General features: G+C 53.5%; 23 protein-coding genes. 8 read left to right on the forward strand and 15 right to left on the reverse strand.

Annotation, left to right across the window (positions count from 1 at the left end):
- Positions 1 to 44: 44 nt before the first annotated feature.
- Positions 45 to 1,295: an MFS transporter gene (locus AB182_RS11310; RefSeq protein WP_047370169.1), complete on the reverse strand. Its 1,251-nt coding sequence runs from the start codon at positions 1,293 to 1,295 to the stop codon at positions 45 to 47.
- Positions 1,296 to 1,403: 108 nt separating this feature from the next.
- Here AB182_RS11310 and AB182_RS11315 point away from each other — a divergent pair, with 108 nt between their 5' ends.
- From AB182_RS11315 to bioD, 3 genes are all read left to right on the forward strand, one after another.
- Positions 1,404 to 2,300 carry a LysR family transcriptional regulator gene (locus AB182_RS11315; protein WP_047370170.1) on the forward strand — a complete coding sequence of 299 codons (897 nt, stop codon included), beginning with the start codon at positions 1,404 to 1,406 and terminating at the stop codon, positions 2,298 to 2,300.
- Between the two features lie 130 nt (positions 2,301 to 2,430).
- Positions 2,431 to 3,651: a sugar metabolism global transcriptional regulator Mlc gene (mlc, locus tag AB182_RS11320; protein WP_047370171.1), complete on the forward strand. Its 1,221-nt coding sequence runs from the start codon at positions 2,431 to 2,433 to the stop codon at positions 3,649 to 3,651.
- A 125-nt stretch (positions 3,652 to 3,776) separates the two neighbouring features.
- Entirely contained in the window at positions 3,777 to 4,472 is a 696-nt protein-coding gene (gene bioD, locus AB182_RS11325) for a dethiobiotin synthase (protein ID WP_047370172.1), read from the forward strand.
- 99 nt (positions 4,473 to 4,571) lie between these two features.
- Here the strand turns inward: bioD and osmV are convergent, their stop codons facing one another.
- From osmV to AB182_RS11370, 9 genes are all read right to left on the reverse strand, one after another.
- Positions 4,572 to 5,720 carry an osmoprotectant ABC transporter ATP-binding protein OsmV gene (gene osmV / locus AB182_RS11330; RefSeq protein WP_047370173.1) on the reverse strand — a complete coding sequence of 383 codons (1,149 nt, stop codon included), beginning with the start codon at positions 5,718 to 5,720 and terminating at the stop codon, positions 4,572 to 4,574.
- Positions 5,720 to 6,367, reverse strand: coding sequence for an osmoprotectant ABC transporter permease OsmW (osmW, locus tag AB182_RS11335; protein WP_047370174.1), 648 nt, complete (start codon positions 6,365 to 6,367; stop codon positions 5,720 to 5,722). The genes osmV and osmW overlap by 1 nt, the downstream gene beginning before the upstream one ends.
- 9 nt (positions 6,368 to 6,376) lie before the next feature.
- A complete protein-coding gene (osmX, locus tag AB182_RS11340) occupies positions 6,377 to 7,279 on the reverse strand; it encodes an osmoprotectant ABC transporter substrate-binding protein OsmX (protein ID WP_047370175.1) in 903 nt (300 codons plus the stop codon).
- 20 nt (positions 7,280 to 7,299) lie between these two features.
- The gene (osmY, locus tag AB182_RS11345) at positions 7,300 to 8,010 is read right to left on the reverse strand and encodes an osmoprotectant ABC transporter permease OsmY (RefSeq protein ID WP_047370176.1); all 711 of its coding nucleotides are present in this window, start codon (positions 8,008 to 8,010) and stop codon (positions 7,300 to 7,302) included.
- Positions 8,011 to 8,265: 255 nt separating this feature from the next.
- Positions 8,266 to 8,880, reverse strand: a complete 615-nt coding sequence (gene dmsD / locus AB182_RS11350; protein WP_047370177.1) for a Tat proofreading chaperone DmsD — start codon at positions 8,878 to 8,880, stop codon at positions 8,266 to 8,268.
- 20 nt (positions 8,881 to 8,900) lie between these two features.
- Positions 8,901 to 9,758 carry a dimethyl sulfoxide reductase anchor subunit family protein gene (locus AB182_RS11355; protein WP_047370178.1) on the reverse strand — a complete coding sequence of 286 codons (858 nt, stop codon included), beginning with the start codon at positions 9,756 to 9,758 and terminating at the stop codon, positions 8,901 to 8,903.
- Between the two features lies 1 nt (position 9,759).
- Positions 9,760 to 10,377 carry a DMSO/selenate family reductase complex B subunit gene (locus AB182_RS11360; protein ID WP_047370179.1) on the reverse strand — a complete coding sequence of 206 codons (618 nt, stop codon included), beginning with the start codon at positions 10,375 to 10,377 and terminating at the stop codon, positions 9,760 to 9,762.
- Between the two features lie 10 nt (positions 10,378 to 10,387).
- The gene (ynfE, locus tag AB182_RS11365) at positions 10,388 to 12,826 is read right to left on the reverse strand and encodes a selenate/tellurate reductase subunit YnfE (protein WP_047370180.1); all 2,439 of its coding nucleotides are present in this window, start codon (positions 12,824 to 12,826) and stop codon (positions 10,388 to 10,390) included.
- Between the two features lie 155 nt (positions 12,827 to 12,981).
- Positions 12,982 to 13,287, reverse strand: a complete 306-nt coding sequence (locus AB182_RS11370) for a DUF1161 domain-containing protein (RefSeq protein WP_047370181.1) — start codon at positions 13,285 to 13,287, stop codon at positions 12,982 to 12,984.
- A 708-nt stretch (positions 13,288 to 13,995) separates the two neighbouring features.
- Here AB182_RS11370 and AB182_RS11375 point away from each other — a divergent pair.
- Positions 13,996 to 14,694, forward strand: coding sequence for a YnfC family lipoprotein (locus AB182_RS11375; RefSeq protein ID WP_177328614.1), 699 nt, complete (start codon positions 13,996 to 13,998; stop codon positions 14,692 to 14,694).
- A gap of 18 nt (positions 14,695 to 14,712) precedes the next feature.
- On the opposite strand, the gene speG is transcribed toward AB182_RS11375, so the two are convergent.
- Together speG and AB182_RS11385 are read right to left on the reverse strand one after the other, a co-directional pair.
- A complete protein-coding gene (gene speG, locus AB182_RS11380; RefSeq protein WP_047370183.1) occupies positions 14,713 to 15,273 on the reverse strand; it encodes a spermidine N1-acetyltransferase in 561 nt (186 codons plus the stop codon).
- A 62-nt stretch (positions 15,274 to 15,335) separates the two neighbouring features.
- Entirely contained in the window at positions 15,336 to 15,677 is a 342-nt protein-coding gene (locus AB182_RS11385; RefSeq protein WP_039078872.1) for a DUF1283 family protein, read from the reverse strand.
- Between the two features lie 143 nt (positions 15,678 to 15,820).
- Between AB182_RS11385 and AB182_RS11390 the strand changes: the two genes are divergently transcribed.
- The 4 genes from AB182_RS11390 (at position 15,821) to AB182_RS11405 (ending at position 20,530) form a co-directional block, all read left to right on the forward strand.
- The gene (locus tag AB182_RS11390; RefSeq protein ID WP_047370184.1) at positions 15,821 to 16,147 is read left to right on the forward strand and encodes a YnfA family protein; all 327 of its coding nucleotides are present in this window, start codon (positions 15,821 to 15,823) and stop codon (positions 16,145 to 16,147) included.
- 108 nt (positions 16,148 to 16,255) lie between these two features.
- Positions 16,256 to 17,470: a D-mannonate dehydratase ManD gene (manD, locus tag AB182_RS11395; protein WP_047370185.1), complete on the forward strand. Its 1,215-nt coding sequence runs from the start codon at positions 16,256 to 16,258 to the stop codon at positions 17,468 to 17,470.
- Between the two features lie 59 nt (positions 17,471 to 17,529).
- A complete protein-coding gene (locus tag AB182_RS11400; RefSeq protein ID WP_047370186.1) occupies positions 17,530 to 18,861 on the forward strand; it encodes an MFS transporter in 1,332 nt (443 codons plus the stop codon).
- A gap of 205 nt (positions 18,862 to 19,066) precedes the next feature.
- Positions 19,067 to 20,530, forward strand: a complete 1,464-nt coding sequence (locus tag AB182_RS11405) for a mannitol dehydrogenase family protein (protein WP_047370187.1) — start codon at positions 19,067 to 19,069, stop codon at positions 20,528 to 20,530.
- 32 nt (positions 20,531 to 20,562) lie between these two features.
- On the opposite strand, the gene ydfZ is transcribed toward AB182_RS11405, so the two are convergent.
- From ydfZ to ydfG, 3 genes are all read right to left on the reverse strand, one after another.
- Positions 20,563 to 20,766, reverse strand: coding sequence for a putative selenium delivery protein YdfZ (gene ydfZ, locus AB182_RS11410; RefSeq protein ID WP_047370188.1), 204 nt, complete (start codon positions 20,764 to 20,766; stop codon positions 20,563 to 20,565).
- A gap of 170 nt (positions 20,767 to 20,936) precedes the next feature.
- Complete coding sequence (locus AB182_RS11415; protein WP_047370189.1) at positions 20,937 to 21,623, reverse strand: GntR family transcriptional regulator; 687 nt, start codon at positions 21,621 to 21,623, stop codon at positions 20,937 to 20,939.
- A 90-nt stretch (positions 21,624 to 21,713) separates the two neighbouring features.
- Positions 21,714 to 22,463 (reverse strand): bifunctional NADP-dependent 3-hydroxy acid dehydrogenase/3-hydroxypropionate dehydrogenase YdfG, encoded by a 750-nt coding sequence (gene ydfG, locus AB182_RS11420; RefSeq protein WP_047370190.1) that lies wholly within the window; start codon positions 22,461 to 22,463, stop codon positions 21,714 to 21,716.
- Positions 22,464 to 22,540 lie beyond the last annotated feature (77 nt).

Below are 22,540 nucleotides of genomic sequence, written 5' to 3' on the forward strand. Positions count from 1 at the left end.
AAACCCCGGAAAAAGCCCGGGGTTATCGGTTACCTCATACCGCTTTAACGTAAGCGGCGGTGGAGTCTGCTGCCGACACATAACGCCAGTAACAGCATCAGCGCAATAAAGCCGCCTACGCCATTCCAGCCATAGTTATGCCAGAACACGCCACCGAGCGTACCTGCGATACTTGAGCCCAGATAATAACTGAATAAATACAGCGATGAAGCTTGCCCTTTGGCGCGGCGCGCGCGTGGGCCAATCCAGCTACTGGCGACAGAGTGGGAGGCGAAGAAACCAGCAGTAAAAAGCAACATGCCGATAAAAATCGTCCACAGTGAAGGGAATAAGGTTAATAAAAGACCGGAAAGCATAATCGCAATCGAGGCCACCATTACCGGCCCACGGCCATATTTGGCGGTCATTGCCCCGGCGCGAGGCGAACTCCAGGTCCCGGTTAAATAGGCGACGGAAAGTAATCCCACCACCGCCTGACTTAAAAACCACGGCGACTGCATTAACCGATAACCAATGTAATTAAACAGGGTAACGAACGAACCCATTAACAGGAATCCCTCAAGAAATAATAAGGGCAATCCTTTATCGCGCCAGTGCAGACGGAAATTAATGAATAAGGTGCGCGGGCGTAGCGAGCTTGGGCGAAAATGGCGTGACTCCGGCAAGATACGCCAGAACATTAACGCGGCAGCCAGCGCAAAACACCCAATGGCGGCCAGTGCGATACGCCAGTTAAAAAAATCCGTGAATACGCCGCTAATAAGACGTCCGCTCATGCCGCCAATCGAGTTGCCGCTAATGTACAGCCCCATGGAAAAGGCGACAAAGCTCGGGTGGATCTCTTCACTGAGGTAGGTCATGCCCACGGCGGCAACCCCACTCAATGACAGCCCAAGCAGAGCGCGCATAAGCAGAATGCCGTGCCAGCTGGTCATCAGCGTTGAGAGCAGCGTACAACATGAGGCCAGCAATAAAGCGGTGACCATCACTTTCTTGCGGCCAATTGCATCTGATAGCGGACCGGTAAATAACAGACCGATAGCCAGCATGGCGGTAGAAATGGACAGGGAAATACTGCTGTTTGCCGGGGAGACGCCAAATTCCTGCGACAGCACGGGCAAAATAGGCTGTACGCAATAGAGCAGGGCGAAGGTGGCCAGTCCGGCGGAGAAGAGCGCCAGAGTGACGCGCATAAATTGGGGGGTACCACGTTTAATAAATTGTGTCGGCAAAGAACGATTATTTTCATCAACACCACTTGCCGGAAGAGTGTCAACGGTAGTTGTACGGCTCACTTGAAATCCTTAAGTTTACATCCCGGTCAGGCGGGGATGTATTTAAGGGTATGAAACAGGCATTGTTCTGTCTAATATATTAATAATCTCAAATGATACGTTTAAAATATGAATATCGAGCTTCGCCATCTTCGTTATTTTATTGCCGTTGCTGAGGAACTGCATTTTGGTCATGCGGCGGCGCGGTTAAATATTTCCCAGCCGCCGCTTAGCCAGCAAATCCAAATCCTTGAGCAGCAAATTGGCGCGAAGCTACTGGCGCGGACTAATCGCAGCGTGTCGCTGACGCCCGCAGGCCGACAGTTTCTGGCAGACAGTCGGCAGATATTAAGCCAGGTGGATGATGCCGTTAGCCGGGCGGCCCGACTGCACCAGGGCGAAACCGGGGATTTGCGTATTGGATTTACCTCATCGGCGCCGTTTATTACTGCGGTATCAGACACCCTGTCGTCGTTTCGCCAGCGTTTTCCGGATGTGCATATCCAGACCCGGGAAATCAATACCCGTGAGCAGATTGCCCCGCTCAATGAGGGCAAACTTGACCTCGGGTTGATGCGCAATACCCTACTGCCTGACACGCTGGCCTGGCAGGTCATTTTGCGAGAGCCGTTGCTGGCGATGATTCATCGCGATCACCCTCTGGCTGCGAAACCCGGCGTTTCACTGGCGGAACTGGCGCGTGAGCCGTTTGTCTTTTTCGACCCGCATGTGGGTACCGGTCTGTATGACGATATTCTCGGATTATTGCGCCGTTATCACCTGACGCCGTTGATTACTCAGGAGGTGGGGGAGGCGATGACTATCATTGGTCTGGTTGCGGCGGGGCTCGGCGTGTCGATTTTACCTGCCTCATTTCGACGTGTGCAGCTTAAAGAAATGCGCTGGGTACCGATCCTGGAAACGGATGCGGTCTCGGAAATGTGGCTCGTATGGGCAAAGCATCATGAACAGGGAACCGCGGCACAGCGTTTCAGACAGCAACTCATTTCTGCTGTGAATGCATAAAAAATGGTCAGTATACGCCTGCAAAACGTGCGGTAAATCACAAGCCTACGTAAATATTTGACGGCGACTATTGAAGTGCTTCACCATATCCCAAAGTTTATTTCGAGCTCGAAAATAAAGGGAGTCAGAGGTGGTTGCTGATAGTCAGCCTGGGCATATTGATCAAATTAAGCAGACCAATGCAGGGGCTGTCTACCGCCTTATTGATCAGCTTGGCCCGGTGTCGCGCATCGATCTGTCACGTCTGGCGCAGCTTGCGCCGGCCAGTATTACCAAGATTGTGCGGGAAATGCTTGAAGCGCACCTGGTACAGGAGACTGAAATTCAGGAGCCGGGTAGCCGCGGGCGGCCAGCTGTTGGGCTGGTGGTTGAGACCGAAGCCTGGCATTACCTCTCTTTGCGCATCAGCCGTGGGGAGATCTTTCTCTCATTGCGTGATTTAAGCAGCAAACTGGTGGTTGAGGAGCGGCAGGAGCTTCCGCTGACCGACGATAAGCCGCTGCTACAGCGCATCATTGTTCATATCGATCAGTTCTTTATTCGCCATCAGCAAAAGCTGGAGCGTTTAACCGCCATCGCCATCACCCTGCCAGGAATTATCGACACGGAACATGGCATTGTGCACCGCATGCCGTTTTATGAAGACGTCAAAGATATGCCGCTTGGCGAAATGCTGGAACAGCATACCGGCGTGCCGGTCTATGTGCAGCATGACATCAGCGCCTGGACCATGGCTGAGGCGCTGTTTGGCGCGTCGCGTGGGGCGCGTGATGTTATCCAGGTGGTTATTGACCATAACGTCGGGGCCGGAGTGATCACCGACGGTCGCCTGCTCCACGCGGGTAGCAGTAGCCTGGTGGAGATCGGCCATACGCAGGTCGACCCGTACGGTAAACGCTGCTACTGCGGTAACCACGGGTGTCTGGAAACCATTGCCAGCGTGGAGAGTGTGCTGGAGCTGGCACAACTACGCATGAGTCAGTCGATGAGCTCGATGCTGCACCAACAACCGCTGACAGTAGAATCATTATGCGATGCGGCGCAGCAGGGCGATTTACTGGCGAAGGATATTATCAGCGGCGTGGGTGCGAATGTCGGTCGCATTCTCGCCATCATGGTGAATTTATTCAATCCGCAAAAAATCCTCATTGGTTCGCCGCTCAGTAAGGCGGCGGATATCCTCTTCCCGGCGATTGCTGACTGCATTCGCCAGCAGGCGCTGCCCGCCTACAGCAAACATATTGCCGTCGAAAGCACACAGTTTACCAATCAGGGCACCATGGCCGGTGCGGCGCTGGTGAAGGACGCGATGTATAACGGATCCTTGCTGATTCGTTTGTTGCAGGGGTAACATTTTTACACTGTTCTACTAAAAATTGCGCTATCTCAAGCTGAACACCGTAGCCCTAACGTAGACTTTCGCTACTGAATTATTTTCCTGATTTATATTTTCGTAGCATAACGGTGGAGTTAGCGATGCTTAAGCGTTTCTTTGTAACGGGTACTGATACGTCTGTCGGGAAGACAGTGGTGTCCCGCGCGCTGCTACAGGCGCTGGCCGCTGGCGGCAGTACCGTCGCGGGTTACAAGCCAGTCGCTAAAGGGAGTAAAGAGACGCCGGAAGGCCTGCGCAATAAAGATGCGCTGGTGCTGCAAAGCGTCTCTTCAATTGATTTACCGTATTCTGCTGTCAATCCCATTGCGTTTAGCGAAGATGAAAGTAGCGTGGCGCACAGTTCTGCGATTAATTACACCCTGTTGTCCAATGGCCTGGCGAGCCTGTGCGATCAGGTTGATCACGTGGTAGTGGAAGGGACAGGAGGTTGGCGTAGCCTGATGAACGATCTGCGTCCGCTTTCCGAATGGGTTGTGCAGGAGCAAATGGGCGTGTTGATGGTGGTCGGAATACAGGAAGGCTGCATCAACCATGCGCTATTGACCGCACAAGCTATCGCCAGCGATGGTCTGCCGCTGATTGGCTGGGTGGCCAACCGTATTAATCCAGGGCTCGCGCATTACGCTGAAATCATCAATGTTCTCAGCCGCAAGCTGCCTGCACCGCTGGTGGGCGAGCTGCCTTATTTACCGCGCGCCGAACAGCGCGACCTGGCGCATTATATCAATTTGCAGATGGCGAAGGGGATGCTGGCCGCCGAGCGCGTGCTGGCGTAAACCGACTGCCAGACCCGGATGGCGGCGCAAGCGCCCGATCCGGGCTACACGTTTCATGCAGCACATACGTAGCCCGGTTAAGTGTCGCGCCAGCCGGGATCAGGCATCGCTGTGAATATTCAGCACCCGACGTGTTTTGCCGGAGCTTAAATAATCCGCGATATAATCCTGTGAAATCTCCCCGTTATAGCGCCCGGCTTCATCAACAATGGGCATCCAGCTGGTGTTACTCTCATACAATTTTGACAGAACCACGCGCAGATTATCCTCAGCTTTCCCGGTGATACGGAATGGATGCAACAGCCCGGCGCAGTCGCCCTGCGCGCCGCGCGCTTCCCGACGTTTCACAAAGCCCAGCGGTTTACCGTCGCCATCGACCACGGTAATCGCGCGAATATCGTTATCATCCATCATTGCGAACGCCTCCTGCGCGGCCGTCGACTCACGTACCGTCAGCGTAGGTTGTTGATCGGTGACGTCGCCTGCAGAAACCAATAGCAGGCGTTTCAATGTGCGGTCCTGACCGACGAAAGAACCGACAAACTCGTTAGCCGGTTTCGCCAGCAGCTCGTCCGGGCTGGCGCATTGAACAATACGTCCCTGGCGGAATACCGCAATCCGGTCGCCCAGCTTTAACGCCTCATCAATGTCGTGACTGACCAGCATGACCGTCTTTTTCAACGTGCGCTGCATCTCAAGAAATTGATTCTGGATCACTTCGCGGTTAATGGGGTCGACCGCGCCGAACGGTTCATCCATCAGCAGGACCGGCGGATCTGCCGCCAGTGCGCGAATCACCCCGATACGCTGCTGCTGGCCGCCGGACATTTCACGCGGGTAGCGGTGAAGGAATTTTTTCGCATCGAGCGCCACCATCTCCATGAGCTCTTCGGCGCGGCTTTTACAGCGGGCTTTATCCCAGCCCAGCATGCGCGGCACCACGGTAATATTCTCTTCAATGGTCATGTTGGGAAACAAACCGATCTGCTGGATAACATAGCCAAGATTGCGACGCAGGCTGACGATGTCCATTTCGCTGGTATCGTTGTCATTGACCAGGATTTTACCGCTGCTGGGCATAATCAGGCGGTTAATCATCTTAAGCGTGGTCGTTTTGCCGCAGCCGGACGGGCCCAACAATACGCACATTTCACCCTGCGGCACGTGCAAGTTGATGTTGTCGACAGCCTTAACGGTCTGGCCATTTTTCTGTGTAAATTGTTTGGTCAAATTTTCCAGTTTTATCATTATCGAATCCCCTTCGGTGTCAGTACCACCTGCAAGCGATGCAGTAACCAGTCAAGCACGATGGCCAGTAAACAGATCATCAGCGCGCCCGCAATCAGCATGCGGATATCGCTGCCGCCGATACCATTGAGTAACAGCAGCCCAAGACCGCCAGCGCCGATAACTGCCGCAATGGCCATAACGCCAATATTCATCACTACGGCAGTACGAATACCGCCGAAAATCACCGGCAGCGCCATGGGTATTTCTACCCATCGCAGACGTTGCCAGAAGGTCATGCCAATACCGCGCCCGGCTTCGCGCAGGCCTGGAGGCAGGCTGTCCAGCGCCGTATGGGTGTTCCGGACTATAGGCAGTAAAGAATAAAGGAACACGGCGGTGATAGCGGGCAGGGCGCCGATCCCCTGACCGACCAGCGAAAACAGCGGGATCATCAAACCGAACAAGGCAATCGACGGGATGGTCAGGACAATGGTTGCCAGTCCCAGCACCGGCGTTGCCAGCCATTTATGCCTTACGATAAGGATCCCCAGCGGCACGCCCGTCACAATGGCCAGACCGACAGCAAGCAGTACCAGCCAGAGGTGCTGCACGGTGAGCATTGCCAGATAGCTCCAGTTATCAATCATGTAATGAATCGTATCCACAGGCGCTCCTTACAGCAGACCTTTCTCACGCAGGAAGTCGTGCGCCACCTGCTGTGGCGTCTGATGGTCAATATCGACTTTTGCGTTGAGCGTCATGATGACGTCGTTATTGAGCAGGCCGGAGAGCGTATTAAGCGCCTCTTCCAGCCCCGGGTTGGCTGCCAGCGTGTCTTTCCGCACGACCGGCGTTACGGCATAGCTGGGGAAGAAACCTTTGTCGTCTTCCAGCACTTTCAAATCGAAGCCTTTTACCCGACCATCTGTCGTGTAGACCAGACCGGCATCGACGAAACCATCACGGACGGCGTTATAAACCAGCCCGGGATCCATCTGACGGATTTGCGGCCTGTCCAGCGCCAGGTTATAGGCCTGCTGGAAGGGTTTCATGCCATCGCTACGTCCGGAGAATTCAAGATCCAGCCCCAGCATCCAGTTGTGTTTGGGATCGCTCTTCCGAATCTGCTCAATCTTCGCCACCATGTCCGACATGGTGTTGATGTGCTCGGCTTCCGCGCGTTTGCGCTGCATGGCAAAGGCGTAGGTATTGTTCATGTTGGCGGGTTTTAGCCACACCAGACCGTGTTTTGCATCCAGACGTTTTACCGTTTCGTAAGACTGCTCTGGCGTCATCCGCTCTTTTATATGATTGAAGATAATCAACGAGGTGCCGGTATATTCCCACGTCATATCAACCTGTTTGTTGATCATCGCGTTGCGGGAAATCACCGTGGCAATATTGGTTTGCGGCTGCACCTGGAACCCTTTTTTTTGCAGATACTGCACCGTCAGGGCGGAGAGAATGTGCTGCTCCGTAAAGCTTTTGGTCGCCAGAATCAGTGGGGCGGCATGCACGCTGGCGGTAAAAAGCAGCGTGGCACTCAATAGCCCCAACAGGCGTGAAGTCAGTCTCATAGGGATTCCTTTTCTTATTATCAGGCCGAGTGAGGACTCAGAAAACGCCCGAGCGCCGCCAGCAGCGTGTCCAGAATCAGGGCAAACAGAGCGGTAGCCGCCGCACCCAGGATCAAGGTCGGGAAATCGTTCAGATAAATGCCCGGGAAAATCAGCTCACCATAACTGCTGGCGCCGATTAAAAAGGCCAGCGGCGCGGTGCCCACATTAATTGCCGTGGCGATACGCACTCCGGAGAGGATAACTGGCAGCGCATTGGGCAACTCCACTTGATAGAGCCGTTGCCATTTGGTCATGCCGATACCGTTCGCGGCTTCCAGCAAGGCTGCCGGAACCGAGCAGAGCCCTGCATAGGTATTTCGCACAATGGGCAGCAGCGAGGCCAGGAAAAGGGCGAAGATGGCGGGCTTATCACCAATCCCGACGATAACCATCGCCAGGGCAAGCACAGCCAGTGGTGGTAACGTGTTACCAACGTTAAAAATCTGCATCACGTATTCGGCGACACCGCGCGCAGCCGGGCGGCTAAGCGCAATTCCACTGGGAATACCGATCAGTAGCGCAAAGAACATGGAGCTGAACACCAGAATAAGGTGCTGTTGCCCGAGATAGACTAAATCGACCTGGCGGGCTCTGATGGTATCCAGACCAATACCCCAGACCAGGAGCGCCAGTACGACGACGATCGCCGCAGTAAACAGCAAGGCGCGTGAGAGCGCAGAAGTGTGCATTGCAGTGTGTCTCCCTGTGTGCATGCGTTATGGCAACGGAGGGTTGCGTGTTGTTATGCCATGTTCGGCAGGGTAGTTGAGCTATAGCAATGACCTGGGAAGGATTCCAGTTTCAGGAGAATCTTTTAAGATGCGGATTTTGCAGATGATTTACGCCATCGCTGATGGGATAACGGTTAAGAGGGGAGCTAAAGAATTGTCTTAAAATCACGCCCTTAAAGTGACGTTGTCACTTTAAGGGCGTGATGCAGCTGATTATCGGGATAACGATTTTTGGGCAACCGGCATTAATAAACGGCTCTGCCAGTCGCTCAGGGTTAATTGCGTAAGCCTGCCGGTAGCCTGCCAGAACGGGTGACGGGCTTGCGCTACAAAAACTTCAAGAAAGCGCCCGGCCCAGGGCAGAAGATGCCAGGCAAGTAGCTCATCGCAGGTGGTGTAGCGCTGATTTTCAACAAGCCAGGCTGCCAGCATCAGCAGGGTGCCAAAATGATCTTCCGGCTCATTCTGGCTGGCCTCCCAGGCTATCTGGTTGTCACGCATCCACTGGCGAAGTTCGAGTGTAGATTCGCCAAAAAGGACGCTCTCTTTGTCCAGCCAGACGGATCCCCAGGGCGGCGCAGGCAGCGCCCACGGGCCAATAAACAATCGCTGCCAGGCCTCGGAAATCGTCTCCTCGCTTTCAGCGCAGAATAAGGGCACGAGCGGTACCAGTGCCTCCGGTGCCAGCGGCCATTGTGTTTGCCATTCCCCTTCGCAAAATGCGGCGATCAGCGCTTGAGCCTGCTCGCTTTCCGGCGGGTAGTAAAACATCGCACCCAGTATTCGTGCCGAAAAGGCGAAATCGTCTGTATGTAAAGTGTCAGTCATTAGGTTCCCTGCAACTCAGCTTAACCAGCAACTGCCATGCCGACAGTCATGTGTAACCCGTAGAACAGACCACGGCCAATCAGCTCACCTACGACCACCAGCGCGATACCGGCCACCAGGCTTACCGCTCGTGGTTGTTTTCGCATGACCAGCGGGCAGATCCAGCAGCCGAGGCCAGCAGCCAGCAGGACCATCCGCCAGACCTGCATTTCGCCCCAGGCGGGCACCAGCATGCTGGCCTGCTGTACGGAACTGTGGATCCCTGCAAGGCTCATGCCTTGCAGGATAACCAGACCGAGGCTTGCCAGCAACGCCACTGCGCTCAGCGAGGCGAAGGTCGCGCCGTTGAAAGTAATGTGCGCCAGACGCAGCAGCAGCGCCGCCAGTAACGGGCCGCCGAGTAGCATAGTGAGGAAGAATCCGACAGTGGTATAACCGTTATACCAGGTCGGAACGGTATCAATCTGATAGACGCGGGTCATGGCCCAGACAAATACCACGCCCAGCACCATGCTGACAATCAGCCATATTCTGCCCAGCGCAGCGGGCATTTTCCCGAGCACGGTGACCAGCCACCAGAAGCCGCCGACAGCAAAAAACAACGACCCCGCGGCGATTTCATTACTCAGCGCAGAGGCGCCCACGCGGTTTAACGAGTTAAGCGCGCGCATCGGTGAACCCAGGTGCATCATGGAGGCGACAAAACCGATCCCCATGAGTACCCACAGAAAGAACATGCTCAGCGTGATGCGACGCTGACCGGGCGCATCGTCTTTCGCCGCCATCCAGCCCATACCGGTGACGATTAGACCACCCGCCACGCATTGCCCTAACACGGTGAACAGCACCAGCGGCCATTCATGCCATCCGTTTCCCATCTTACACCTCCAGCGGATTTGCCAGATAGCCGGTGGTATCCCCTGTCGGGCGGCTGTTGGCGTTAGGTTTAATCACGATGCACGGCTTCGTGAAGTGCGACGCCGGGAGCGGGGCGACAGCCGCCAGCTCACCGTGTTTTTTGCGCAGCTCGTCAATCGGGCCGAAATCCAGCGCACGCAGCGGACAGGATTCCACACAAATGGGTTTATGCCCCTCGGCGACGCGACTGTAGCAGCCGTCGCACTTGGTCATGTGCCCTTTTTCGGCGTTGAACTGCGGCGCGCCGTACGGGCAGGCCATATGGCAGTAACGGCAACCGATGCAGATATCTTCGTCCACCACCACAAAGCCGTCTTCGCGTTTGTGCATCGCCCCGCTGGGGCAGACTTTGGTACAGGCCGGATCCTCGCAGTGGTTACAGGCGATGGAGAGGTAATAGGCGAAAACGTTCTGGTGCCAGACGCCGTTATCTTCCTGCCAGTCTCCACCCGCGTATTCATAAATGCGGCGGAAGCTGACATCCGGGGTTAAGTTCTTGTAATCCTTACACGCCAGCTCACAGGTTTTGCAGCCGGTGCAGCGTGCGGAGTCGATATAAAATCCATATTGTGTGCTCATCGGCTACTCCTTAAACCTTTTCGATTTCGACCAGATTGGTGTGCTGCGGGTTACCTTTCGCCAGTGGCGACGGACGGTGGGTGGTTAAAGTGTTCACGCAACCACCATGATCAACGCGATCGCCATTCATATCGGCGTTGTGCCAGGCGCCCTGGCCCATGGCGCTCACGCCCGGCATGATGCGCGGTGTCACTTTGGCCGCAATGCGTACTTCGCCGCGGCCGTTGAACACCCTGACGGTATCCCCACTGGCAATGCCGCGTTTTTGCGCATCAATCGGGTTAATCCACACTTCCTGGCGGCAGGCGGCCTCAAGGATATCGATATTCCCGTAGCTGGAGTGCGTCCTGGATTTGTAATGGAAACCGAACAGCTGTAGCGGATATTTGCTACGCGCCGGGTCGTCCCAACCTTCCGGCGTCGAGGCGTAGACCGGTAACGGACTGATCACTTCCCCCTCAGGAATCTCCCAGGTATTGGCAATGTTAGCCAGGCTGCTGGAGTAGATTTCAATTTTGCCAGAGGGCGTTTTCAGCGGGTTAGCCTGCGGATCGTCACGGAATTTTTTATAGGCCACATAGTGCCCGGCGGGGTCTTTACGCTTGTAAATCCCCATTTTTTTCAAATCGTCATAGGAGGGCAACTGAGGATCTTTTGCCAGCATTTTGGCGTAAAGATACTTAAGCCACTCTTCCTGTGTGCGCCCTTCGGTGAATTTCTGGTAAATATCCGGCCCAAGGCGTCTGGCGATCTCGCTGGTTATCCAGTAAATCGGTTTGCGCTCGAATTTCGGTGCGGTAACCGGCTGGATAAAGATCAGATAACCCATGTTCCCCGCGTAATCGTTCGGAATGATATCTTCCTGCTCAACGGTCATTAAATCAGGCAGCAGGATATCCGCGTACATTGCCGACGAGGTCATGAAATTCTCAATGACGACAATCATTTCGCATTTCTTGTCGTCCTGTAAAACGTCATGGGTATGGTTGATGTCGCCATGCTGGTTGGTGATGGTGTTTCCGGCGTAGTTCCAGATAAATTTGATGGGGACGTCGAGTTTGTCTTTACCCTGAACGCCATCACGCAGGGCTGTCATCTCCGGCCCGCGCGCAATGGCATCGGTCCAGGTAAAGCAGGAGATTTTGGTTTTTACCGGGTTTTCCGGCATCGGCATACGTTCAATGGTAATGGTATAGGTGGACTCTCGCGCGCCGCTGTTTCCGCCGTTGATCCCGACGTTCCCGGTCAGAATAGGCAGCATCGCGATAGCGCGGGAGGTCAGTTCGCCGTTCGCCTGACGTTGCGGGCCCCAGCCCTGGCAAATACAGGCGGGTTTGGTTTGGCCAATTTCACGCGCCAGTTTGACAATACGATCGGCGGGGATGCCGGTCACGGCAGAGGCCCATTGCGGCGTTTTGGCAATGCCGTCATCACCCTGACCTAAAATATAGGCTTTGTAATGACCATTAGCTGGTGCGCCTTCCGGCAGGGTTTTTTCGTCATACCCGACGCAGTACTTGTCCAGGAAGGGCTGGTCGACCATGTTTTCGTTAATTAAGACCCAGGCAATACCGGCAACCAGCGCGGCATCGGTGCCTGGACGGATGGGGATCCACTCATCTTCGCGCCCGGCAGCGGTATCGGTATAATGCGGGTCGATAACGATCATCCGCGCGCCGGAACGCTCGCGCGCCTGTTCCAGAAAATAAGTGATTCCGCCTCCGCTCATACGGGTTTCGGCCGGATTGTTGCCAAACATCACCACCAGTTTGGTGTTTTCGATGTCTGACGTGCTGTTGCCTTCATTGGAGCCGTAGGTGTAAGGCATCGCATAGGCGATTTGCGCCGTACTGTAAGTGCCGTACTGGCCGAGGAAGCCGCCATAAATGGCCATCAGGCGGGCAATAATAGAAGCAGAAGGGGAAGAGCGGGTGATATTGCCGCCCACGATACCCGAGGAGTAATTAATGTAGACAGCCTCGTTACCGTATTTCTCGACCGTTCCTTTCAGGCTGTCGGCGATGGTGTTCAGCGCTTCATCCCAGGAGATACGTTCAAATTTGCCTTCGCCCCGTTTGCCCACGCGTTTCATCGGATAGTTCAGACGATCCGGGTGGTTGATGCGACGGCGGATTGAACGCCCGCGCAGACAGGCGCGAACCTGGTGATTACCGTAAACATCATCCCCGGTGTTATCGGTCTCGACCCAGTAGACCTCGTTATCGCGCACGTGAGAACGTAACGCACAGCGACTACCACAGTTCACGGAGCACGCGCCCCATACCACTTTATCTTCGGCGGGTTGCAGGGCGCTTTGAACCGCAGCAGCCGCGGCGCGCATGCCAAAAGGAAGAGAAAAACTGCCTGCCGCCAGCGCCAGCGAACCCAGCGCGGTGGATTTAACGAGTGTTCGTCGGCTGATCCCGCCACCACTCTCAATAATGGACATAGCTCACTCCGTTATAGCTTATAATAGAAAAATATTACCCACCGAAATTACGAGCAGGCTAACAATGGGAGTGATGTTACTTAAGAAGAGGTAGAGGGATCTTAATGGGGATCAAGAAGAGGGCTAATCCCCATTATTTTTGCAGGGAAATAAATTTATTGCGCGGCGGGTTTGTCACTCTCTTGCGGCGTTATTTCACCAGATTGTGAGTTTGCGCTACCCCGGGTGCGGGTATAAACAATTTTCCAGTTGTCATTACTGCAATGACCCACTACCTGCGCACCAGACGCGCTACTTTGATCGTTAGGTTCGATGGTGAGCGTAAAGTCTGTTTCTGGTACGCCGTTATTTATAATCCTTTGTTGTATATCGTTTTTTACTCTTTCGCAGGAATCCGGCGCGGCATAAGCGGAGACCGAACCGAGGAATAAAAGTGCACCTAACCAGAGTGAATGTTTCATTTGCGACTCCTTCTACATTAATAACGTTAAATGCATAGCAACTGAGATATAAGGCTAAGCCAAATCAGCATAAAACAGGAATGCGCATTATCTCAGTTTTGCATCGCTATATTATAAAATATATAGCGTGGTGTATTTTCTGTAGAAAACGGGCAAGCTTATCAATATTGTTTTGCCGTGCCGAATCAGCAGGTCACACCAGGTAAAAACCCTCGCCAGTACCGATCGCCAGTGGGAACGGTGGGGCGAGAAGGTGTTGATCCATCGCGGTCTGGATGAGCAGAAAATCGCCAATCGTAACGCCATGTCCCCCATCGCTGTCAGTCCCGTCGTTCGCGTGAGGGGGGATAAGCTCGCAGGACGACAGATTATCGCGCGTCTTTCAAGCAAATCCGGGGCACAAAGGGGGAGCGACCATTCATCAAACAGATGTAAACCGCGCGTTCCCGCACCGAAATGTCCGTTACCAGGCAGGATGGCGCAATCGAAAGGTTCTTTGGTGAAATCGACATTGTCGATATCCATCCCGATACTGGGCACTTTCGCCGGGGGGATAACGCTAAACCACGGAGCTGGCTTTGCCGGGCATCGGGGGTAAACCCCCTCTTTCTGTGACGAAATGAGATTCCCACTGCCCGAATAATTACAAGATTTGCTAAGATAAGCGCAACGCATTGTGAAATTTGGGTGAACCTATTGAAAAAACAAATGATACTCATCGCTCTGGTCGCCACGCTGGCGGGCTGCGATGATAGCAAAGGACCTGTATCTTTTACGCCGGAGATGGCGAGTTTTTCGAATGAATTCGACTTTGACCCACTACGCGGTCCAGTAAAAGATTTCAGCCAGACATTACTGAATGAGAAAGGTGAGGTATCGAAGCGCGTCAGCGGGACGATGTCCAAAGAAGGGTGTTTCGATTCACTGGAATTGCACGACCTGGAAAACAACACCGGGGTTTCGCTGGTGTTGAATGCCAACTATTACCTTGATGCCGACACGCAGGAAAAGCGTCTGCGTCTGCAGGGGAAATGCCAGCTGGCGGAATTCCCCAGCGCAGGTCTGACCTGGGAGACGGATGAGCGCGGCTTTATCTCTTCCGCACGCGGCAAAGATGTAGAAGTGAACTACCGCTACGACGACGAAGGCTATCCGCTGGGGAAATCAACAACCTCGAAAGATATGCATCTGTCAGTTATCTCGACCCCGTCGAATATAAAAGGTAAGAAGCTTGATTACACGTCGGTCAGCACGCTGAACGATAAACCACTGGGTAATGTCAAACAGAGCTGCGAGTACGACAAGCATGATAATCCGGTAGCCTGCCAGTTAGAGATTGTCGATACGAGCGTGACGCCTTCTGTTGCGAAGAAATACAGCATCAAGAACACCATCGAATACTATTGATGGCGTTGACCGCCGCGCTTATTGCGCGGTGGGCTTCAGTAAGGTCCCGCCGCTGCTTTTATGGTTTTCCAGGTATTGCTGCTGGAAAATGCACATCCGGATGGTATTACGGTACTCACCGTTAATAAAAAATTCGTGAATCAATTCGCCTTCCACCATAAACCCGAGTTTGCGGTAGATGTGGATGGCTTTCTCATTCTCTTTATCCACGATCAGATAGAGCTTATACAGATTTAATACCGTAAAGCCGTAGTCCATCGCCAGTTTTGCCGCGCGGGTGGCGAGGCCTTTTCCCTGATGCTCAGGCGAAATGATTATCTGGAATTCGGCCCGGCGGTGAACGTGGTTAATCTCAACCAATTCGACCAGACCGGCTTTATCGCCATTACATTCCACCACAAAACGGCGTTCACTTTGATCGTGAATATGCTTGTCATATAAATCTGACAGCTCGACAAAGGCTTCATACGGTTCTTCGAACCAGTAACGCATGACGCTGGCGTTGTTATCCAGTTGATGCACAAAACGCAAATCTTCACGTTCGAGCGGACGAAGTTTGATATGAGCAACGTCGGTCATATGAAATCCTTTTAACAACGCGAAGGCGGGCGTTGGTTAACGCCCGGGGTACGAAAGAGGGGTTACGGCGTAATCTGACGGCCGGTGCGGCGGTCAAGGCAGCGCAGGGTGTTGGGTTCCCAGTATGCATTCACGTTGGCGCTTTTGTGGCAGTTATCCTGGGCGTCAAAGGCGACGTCAGTCTTATCCCACTCTTTTTCCACGCGTTTGTTGACTTTGTGGCGCAGCGAACGGGTGTCATCCCACTGTTCTTTTTCCATGGCTGCTTGCTGGCGGCTTTGTGCGCTGTCGCCGGATTCAATCACTAACTTATTGGTCTGCGCTGGGGCGCTGGCGGTGTACACGATGGCACCCAGCGTCAGCATTGCCGTCAGGCACAGGCGTTTGCTCAGTGAAATGTTCATTGCAATTTCCTTCTTGAGGGGATCTAAAAGCTACAGAGCGATTCTACTCGATTCATCCCTGGACGCATACCCTGCCGGGTGTCCACATATTAGTGGGTTATCCGTTAAGATAGTTCAATCACGACATAATGAAAACGCGAGAGATGATCAAGACAACCCTGCTTTTCTTTCTGACCGCCTTATGTGAAATCGTTGGCTGCTTTTTACCCTGGCTGTGGTTGAAACGGGGCGCTACGCCGTTGTTACTGCTTCCGGCTGCGGCAGCGCTGGCGCTTTTTGTCTGGCTGCTGACACTGCATCCTGCCGCCAGTGGAAGAGTGTATGCCGCTTACGGCGGGGTATATGTCTGCACCGCCTTACTCTGGCTGCGGGTGGTCGATGGGGTGAAGCTCAGCCTGTATGACTGGATGGGGGCCACCATTGCCCTTTGCGGCATGCTGATCATCGTTGCCGGGTGGGGGCGCGCCTGAGCGCATGTTTTGTGATCGGTCGCGGCTTTTTTGATCATTATACTTGTATGGTAGTAGCTCAGTTGCGTAAATTCCCTGCATCGCAATGAAAGAGGCAAGGAATAAGAAATGAAAATTGTTGGAGCTGAGGTTTTTGTCACCTGTCCGGGGCGTAATTTCGTTACCGTCAAAATCACCACCGATGACGGTATTGTTGGGCTCGGCGATGCCACCCTTAATGGCCGCGAACTCTCCGTAGCGTCATATTTGAAAGATCATCTTTGCCCACAGTTAGTGGGGCGAGATGCACATCGCATCGAAGATATCTGGCAGTTCTTCTATAAAGGTGCGTACTGGCGCCGTGGCCCGGTGACTATGTCGGCGATATCCGCAGTGGACATGGCATTATGGGATATCAAGGCCAAAGCCGCCAATATGCCGTTGTATCAGTTGCTGGGCGGCGCCTCTCGCGACGGGGTAATGGTCTATTGCCACACGACCGGTCACACCATTGATGATGTGCTGGAAGATTACGCGCGGCATAAAGAGATGGGCTTTAAAGCGATTCGCGTGCAGTGCGGCGTACCGGGAATGAAAACCACCTACGGTATGGCGAAAGGCAAAGGTCTGGCCTACGAACCGGCAACCAAAGGTCTGTGGCCGGAAGAACAACTCTGGTCCACCGAAAAGTACCTCGATTTCACCCCGAAACTGTTCGATGCCGTGCGCAGTAAATTCGGTTTCAATGAACATTTGTTGCATGACATGCATCACCGTCTGACGCCCATTGAGGCCGCGCGCTTTGGCAAAAGCATTGAAGCGTTCCGCATGTTCTGGATGGAAGACCCGACACCCGCGGAAAACCAGGAGTGCTTCCGTCTGATTCGCCAGCATACCGTTACGCCAATCGCCGTTGGCGAAGTCTTCAATAGCATCTGGGACTGCAAGCAGCTTATCGAAGAGCAGCTTATCGACTATATCCGTACCACGGTTACCCATGCGGGCGGCATCACCGGTATGCGTCGTATCGCTGATTTCGCTTCACTCTACCAGGTACGTACTGGCTCGCATGGCCCGTCCGATCTTTCACCCATTTGCCATGCAGCGGCGCTGCATTTCGATCTGTGGGTACCGAACTTCGGTGTTCAGGAATACATGGGTTACTCAGAGCAAATGCTCGAGGTCTTCCCGCATAGCTGGCGCTTTGATAACGGCTATATGCATCCAGGCGACAGACCTGGCCTCGGCATCGAGTTTGACGAAAAACTGGCGGCGAAATACCCCTATGACCCTGCCTGTCTGCCGGTTGCCCGGCTGGAAGATGGCACGTTGTGGAACTGGTAATAACGCTCGTTGACATGGACGTTCATTAAATAATAACTCTCTTACTCGGGAATATAATTATGGTTAGTTCAGTGGATATCAAAAACGCAACAGACAATACGCCTGTAATCAAACGTGTCGCCACTGCGTCGGCGATCGGTACTGCGGCGGAATATTATGATTTCTTCGCTTACGGCACGGCGGCCGTTCTGTTTTTTGGTCATCTCTTTTTCCCCAGCAGCGATCCCCTTATTAGTACCCTGGCGGCATTTGCCACCTATGCGGTCGGTTTTTTAGCCCGTCCGTTGGGCGGCATCGTCTTTGGCCATATCGGCGATAAAGTCGGGCGTAAAAAAGCCCTGGTCATCACCATTTTAATTGTGGGCCTGGGGACATTCTGCATCGGCTTATTACCGACGTATGAAAAAATCGGTATCTGGGCGCCGGTATTACTCATCCTGATCCGTGTATTACAAGGTTTTGGCGTCGGGGGAGAACAGGCGGGGGCGGTATTAATGACCGCCGAATACTCCGCACCGGTACGCAGGGGCTTTTTTGCGAGCTGGGTACAAATTGGCGCGCCAGCCGGCTTCCTGTTGCCGATGGCGCTCTTTGCTTTACTCAACGGCGTTCTCTCGCCAGAGGCGATGATGGATTACGGCTGGCGTATTCCATTCCTGCTGAGCGCATTGTTGGTGATCGTCGGCCTGTTTATTCGCTTACGTATTGATGAGTCACCGGTGTTTGCCAAAATTCGCGAAACCAAAGCGGTTGAATCCCGCCCGGTTGTCGAAGTCATCCGTCATTATCCGGGCATTGTGGTGAAAGGGGTGTGCGCAAAATTAATTGAAGCCTGTACCTTTGCCATGTTTACCGTGATTGTGCTGGCTTACGGTAAAGCGAATAACTTAAGCGCCAATATTCTGATGGATGCCATGATCGTCGCCGTACTGTTGGAAATTATTGCCATCCCGGCGATGGGGGCGTTAAGCGACAAAATTGGCCGTAAACCGGTTTATATCACCGGAGCATTATTACAAGTGATCGCCATTATTCCGTTCTTCCTCGCAATCAATCAGGACAGCTATTGGCTGACGCAGATAGCGATGGTGATGGTTATTACCTTTGGCCACAGCATGTGTTATGCCCCCCAGGCCTCGTTCTTCCCGGAATTGTTCCCGACACATATCCGTTGCAGCGGTATCGCCCTGATCTGGCAGGTCGGCTCGCTGATCGGTAGCGGCGTGCTGGGGCTGGTTGCGGTGAAAATCCTGCAGATGACGGGTGGGCATTATTACGGTATGGCGGCGTATGTCATCGTATTGGGTGTGATTTCAGTCATACTTGCGCTGATGCCTGAAACCGCCCCACGCCGACGCCAGGGGGAGTATCAGCAGTGGGGACAACACTGATAATTAAAGATAGGACTAACTGACCTTCTTTTGTCACCTCCTCGCTGGAGGTGACAATTCATTAAAACAACGGCAAAACCTCATCCTTCTTGTATGGTAGTTGACCTGAATCAAAGATGTCATACCAATCAAATGAGATGGTTTACAACATGATGATGTCACTCACCGCAATGAAGCGATTTTTAACTATCAAATGAGTAAAACCATGGAAAATCAGCTGTTAAAGGCGAATGCCGTTGTTCCGGCATACGACCGTCAACGTCTTGTCTCTCGCATTGTGCATCTCGGCTTTGGCGCGTTCCATCGCGCACACCAGTCCGTTTATGCCGATATTCTGGCTGCAGAACATGGCAGCGACTGGGGATATTGTGAGGTCAACCTGATTGGCGGTGAGCAGCAAATTGCCGATCTGAAAGCACAGGATAATCTCTATACTGTGGCGGAAATGTCGGCTGATGCCTGGACTGCGCGTGTTGTTGGCGTCGCAAAACGTGCACTGCATGCCCAGGTTGATGGTCTGGAAACGGTTCTCGCGGCAATGTGCGAACCACAGGTGGCGATTGTGTCGCTGACGATTACGGAAAAGGGTTACTGCCACTCGCCGGCTACCGGGCAATTGATGCTCGATCACCCGTTTATCGCCGCTGATTTACAACACCCGCAACAACCGAAATCTGCCGCCGGGGTAATTGTTGAAGCACTGGCGCGTCGTAAAGCGAAAGGGCTGGGCGCCTTCACTGTGATGTCCTGCGATAACATGCCGGAAAATGGCCATGTAACACGTAATGTCATTTGCGCTTATGCCCGCGCAGTAAATGCAGAACTTGCCGACTGGATTGAAGCGAATGTGACGTTTCCGTCAACCATGGTGGACCGTATTGTTCCCGCTGTGACGGCGGATACGCTGGATAAAATCGAACAGCTGACGGGTGTGCGCGATCCGGCGGGTGTAGCTTGTGAGCCGTTCCGTCAATGGGTTATCGAAGATAACTTTGTGGCAGGTCGCCCGCAATGGGAAAAAGCCGGGGCCGAGCTTGTCTCTGACGTGGTGCCGTTTGAAGAGATGAAACTGCGTATGCTCAATGGCAGTCACTCTTTCCTCGCGTACCTGGGCTATCTGGCCGGTTACCAGCACATCAATGAGTGCATGGAAGATGATAACTACCGTCGCGCCGCTCATGCGCTGATGTTGCAGGAACAAGCGCCGACGCTGAAAGTGAAAGGGGTAGACCTGGCACATTATGCCGATCTGCTGATTGCCCGTTACAGCAACCCGGCTCTGCGTCACCGTACCTGGCAGATTGCCATGGACGGTAGCCAGAAACTGCCGCAGCGTATGCTGGATTCCGTGCGCTGGCATCGTGTGCATGGTCATCCCTTTGATTTGCTGGCGCTGGGTGTTGCTGGCTGGATGCGTTATGTGGGCGGCGTGGATGAGCAAGGTAATGCGATTGAAGTCAGCGATCCGCTGCTGGCTGTGATTCAGAACGCTGTGGCGAGCAGCGCAGAAGGAGACGCTCGCGTTAACGCACTGCTGGGTATTGAAGCGATTTTTGGTACTGAACTGCCGAAAGATGAGACCTTTGTTGAGCAGGTAACACGCGCCTATCAGGCACTGCTGGCAAATGGAGCGAAAGCGACGGTTGCGCAGTACGCGGCGAAATTCTGATCTAAATGCCGCCCTCAGGCGGCATAACACCATTAATGCAGGCCAAGGCGAATCAATTCAACAGGTTCGAACTGGCCTTCACAACCTTCCACTTCTACCGTTTTGCTACGACGCAGCTGAGCTGGTGTCAGTCCATCGGCATGGATAGCGACAATTTTCCCGGTACGACCTGTGCCATTAATCATGACGCGGCTGCCGGTGGTGATTGCATTACGGTTACGATCATAAGTCATCATGGTGGTTTCTCCTTTTATCATCCGCAAAACATGCCGGGGCAAGGCGTCCCCGTCACGGACGCCTTATGAAAACGCTTTTGCTCAGATGATTTTTTGTTTTTGATCAACGTCACACTTTTTAGTGGGTAAAAACAGCACGACGTTTTAAAAACGAAACAGGAGGAGGGGAATTACTCTTCACTAAACCAATCGCGATTTTCCTGACTGATGAGTTTCACAGATCCGCTGATTTCCTGCAGGTGGCGTGTCATGGCGTTATCCACCGCATCGGCGTCTCTTTTTTCCAGCGCATCAAAAATATCCTGATGCTGGCGCAGCAACATTTCCGGGGGAGATACATGGTCGAGACTCATATAGCGTACACGATCCATGGTCGCTTTCAGGTTTTCAATCGTGTCCCAGGCAAGCTGACAATCGGCAATTTGCGCGAGCTTCTGGTGAAATTCATCGTCCAACTGGAAGAAATCATTCAACTGCTTACGCTCGATGGCGGTGCGCTGCTGATTAAGATTCTGCTCCAGCTGATAACAATAGCTATCTGTCATCATCCCGGCGGCGCGGCGAGCGACCGCACACTCAATGGCCTGGCGGACGAAGCAGCCATTGCGGACCTGAGCCAGGGATATTTTATTCACATAGCTGCCGCGCTGGGGGCGGATTTGAATAAGACCGTTTTCCGCCAGCTTGATAAAGGCTTCGCGCACGGGCTGACGTGAAACGTCAAAACGGATCGACACTTCTTTTTCAGAAAGCGGCGTTCCCGGCGGAATCAGGCAATGAACGATATCCCGACGGAGAATACGGTAGATTTGCTGGTTGACGGGTTGCGTCGGGTTGAGCTGGGTTTCAACGATCATTCGCACTTACTTTTTAAGAGGTTAACCTATCTACCATACCATTAAATAGACGCCGTTCCCATACCCGGCCCGCAGGCCGGGGCGGGAAAATTAGCCAGCGCGATGGACGCTCAGACCCGCGTAGGTCTGACTGACGGGCATCATCTCCAGCGTATTGATATTGACGTGTTTCGGCAGCGTAGCCACCCACCAGACCGCTTCGGTAACATCTTCCGGCGTCAGGGCGTTGGTGTTTTCATAGGTCTTTTCGGCTTTTGCGTCATCGCCTTTAAAACGCACATTAGAGAACTCCGTACCGCCTACCAGTCCCGGCTCAATATTGGTCACGCGAACGGCGGTACCGTTAAGGTCGGTGCGCAGATTCAGGCTGAACTGCCGCACAAAGGCTTTGGTGGCGCCATAGACATTGCCACCAGCATACGGCCAGTTCCCCGCCGTCGAGCCGATGTTGATGATATGACCGCGATTACGCTCGACCATACCCGGCAACACTGCCCGGGTCATATATACCAGACCTTTGTTGTTGGTATCGATCATGGTTTCCCAGTCATCCACATTGGCTTTATGGGCAGGTTCGAGTCCCAGCGCTAACCCGGCGTTATTCACCAGTACGTCAATTTCTTTCCATTCAGCAGGCAAATTTGCCAGCATCTCTTCAATGGCCGCACGGTTACGCACATCGACTTGCGCGGTAAAAAGACTATCGCCCAGTTGATCTTTCAGTTCTTGCAGGCGCTCCTGACGGCGGCCAGTGGCAATGACTTTGTGTCCATTTTCGATAAAACGACGTGTGATACTCTCGCCAAAACCCGCTGTTGCCCCGGTAACCAAAATTATCATCTTGCTGTTCCTCAACGCTTTTTGTGGTGTATTACGATAGCACGCACCGCTCAGTGGCGGTAACCTAAGTTAAGCCT

This window comes from Phytobacter ursingii (assembly GCF_001022135.1).
In the GTDB taxonomy this organism is placed as follows: domain Bacteria; phylum Pseudomonadota; class Gammaproteobacteria; order Enterobacterales; family Enterobacteriaceae; genus Phytobacter; species Phytobacter ursingii.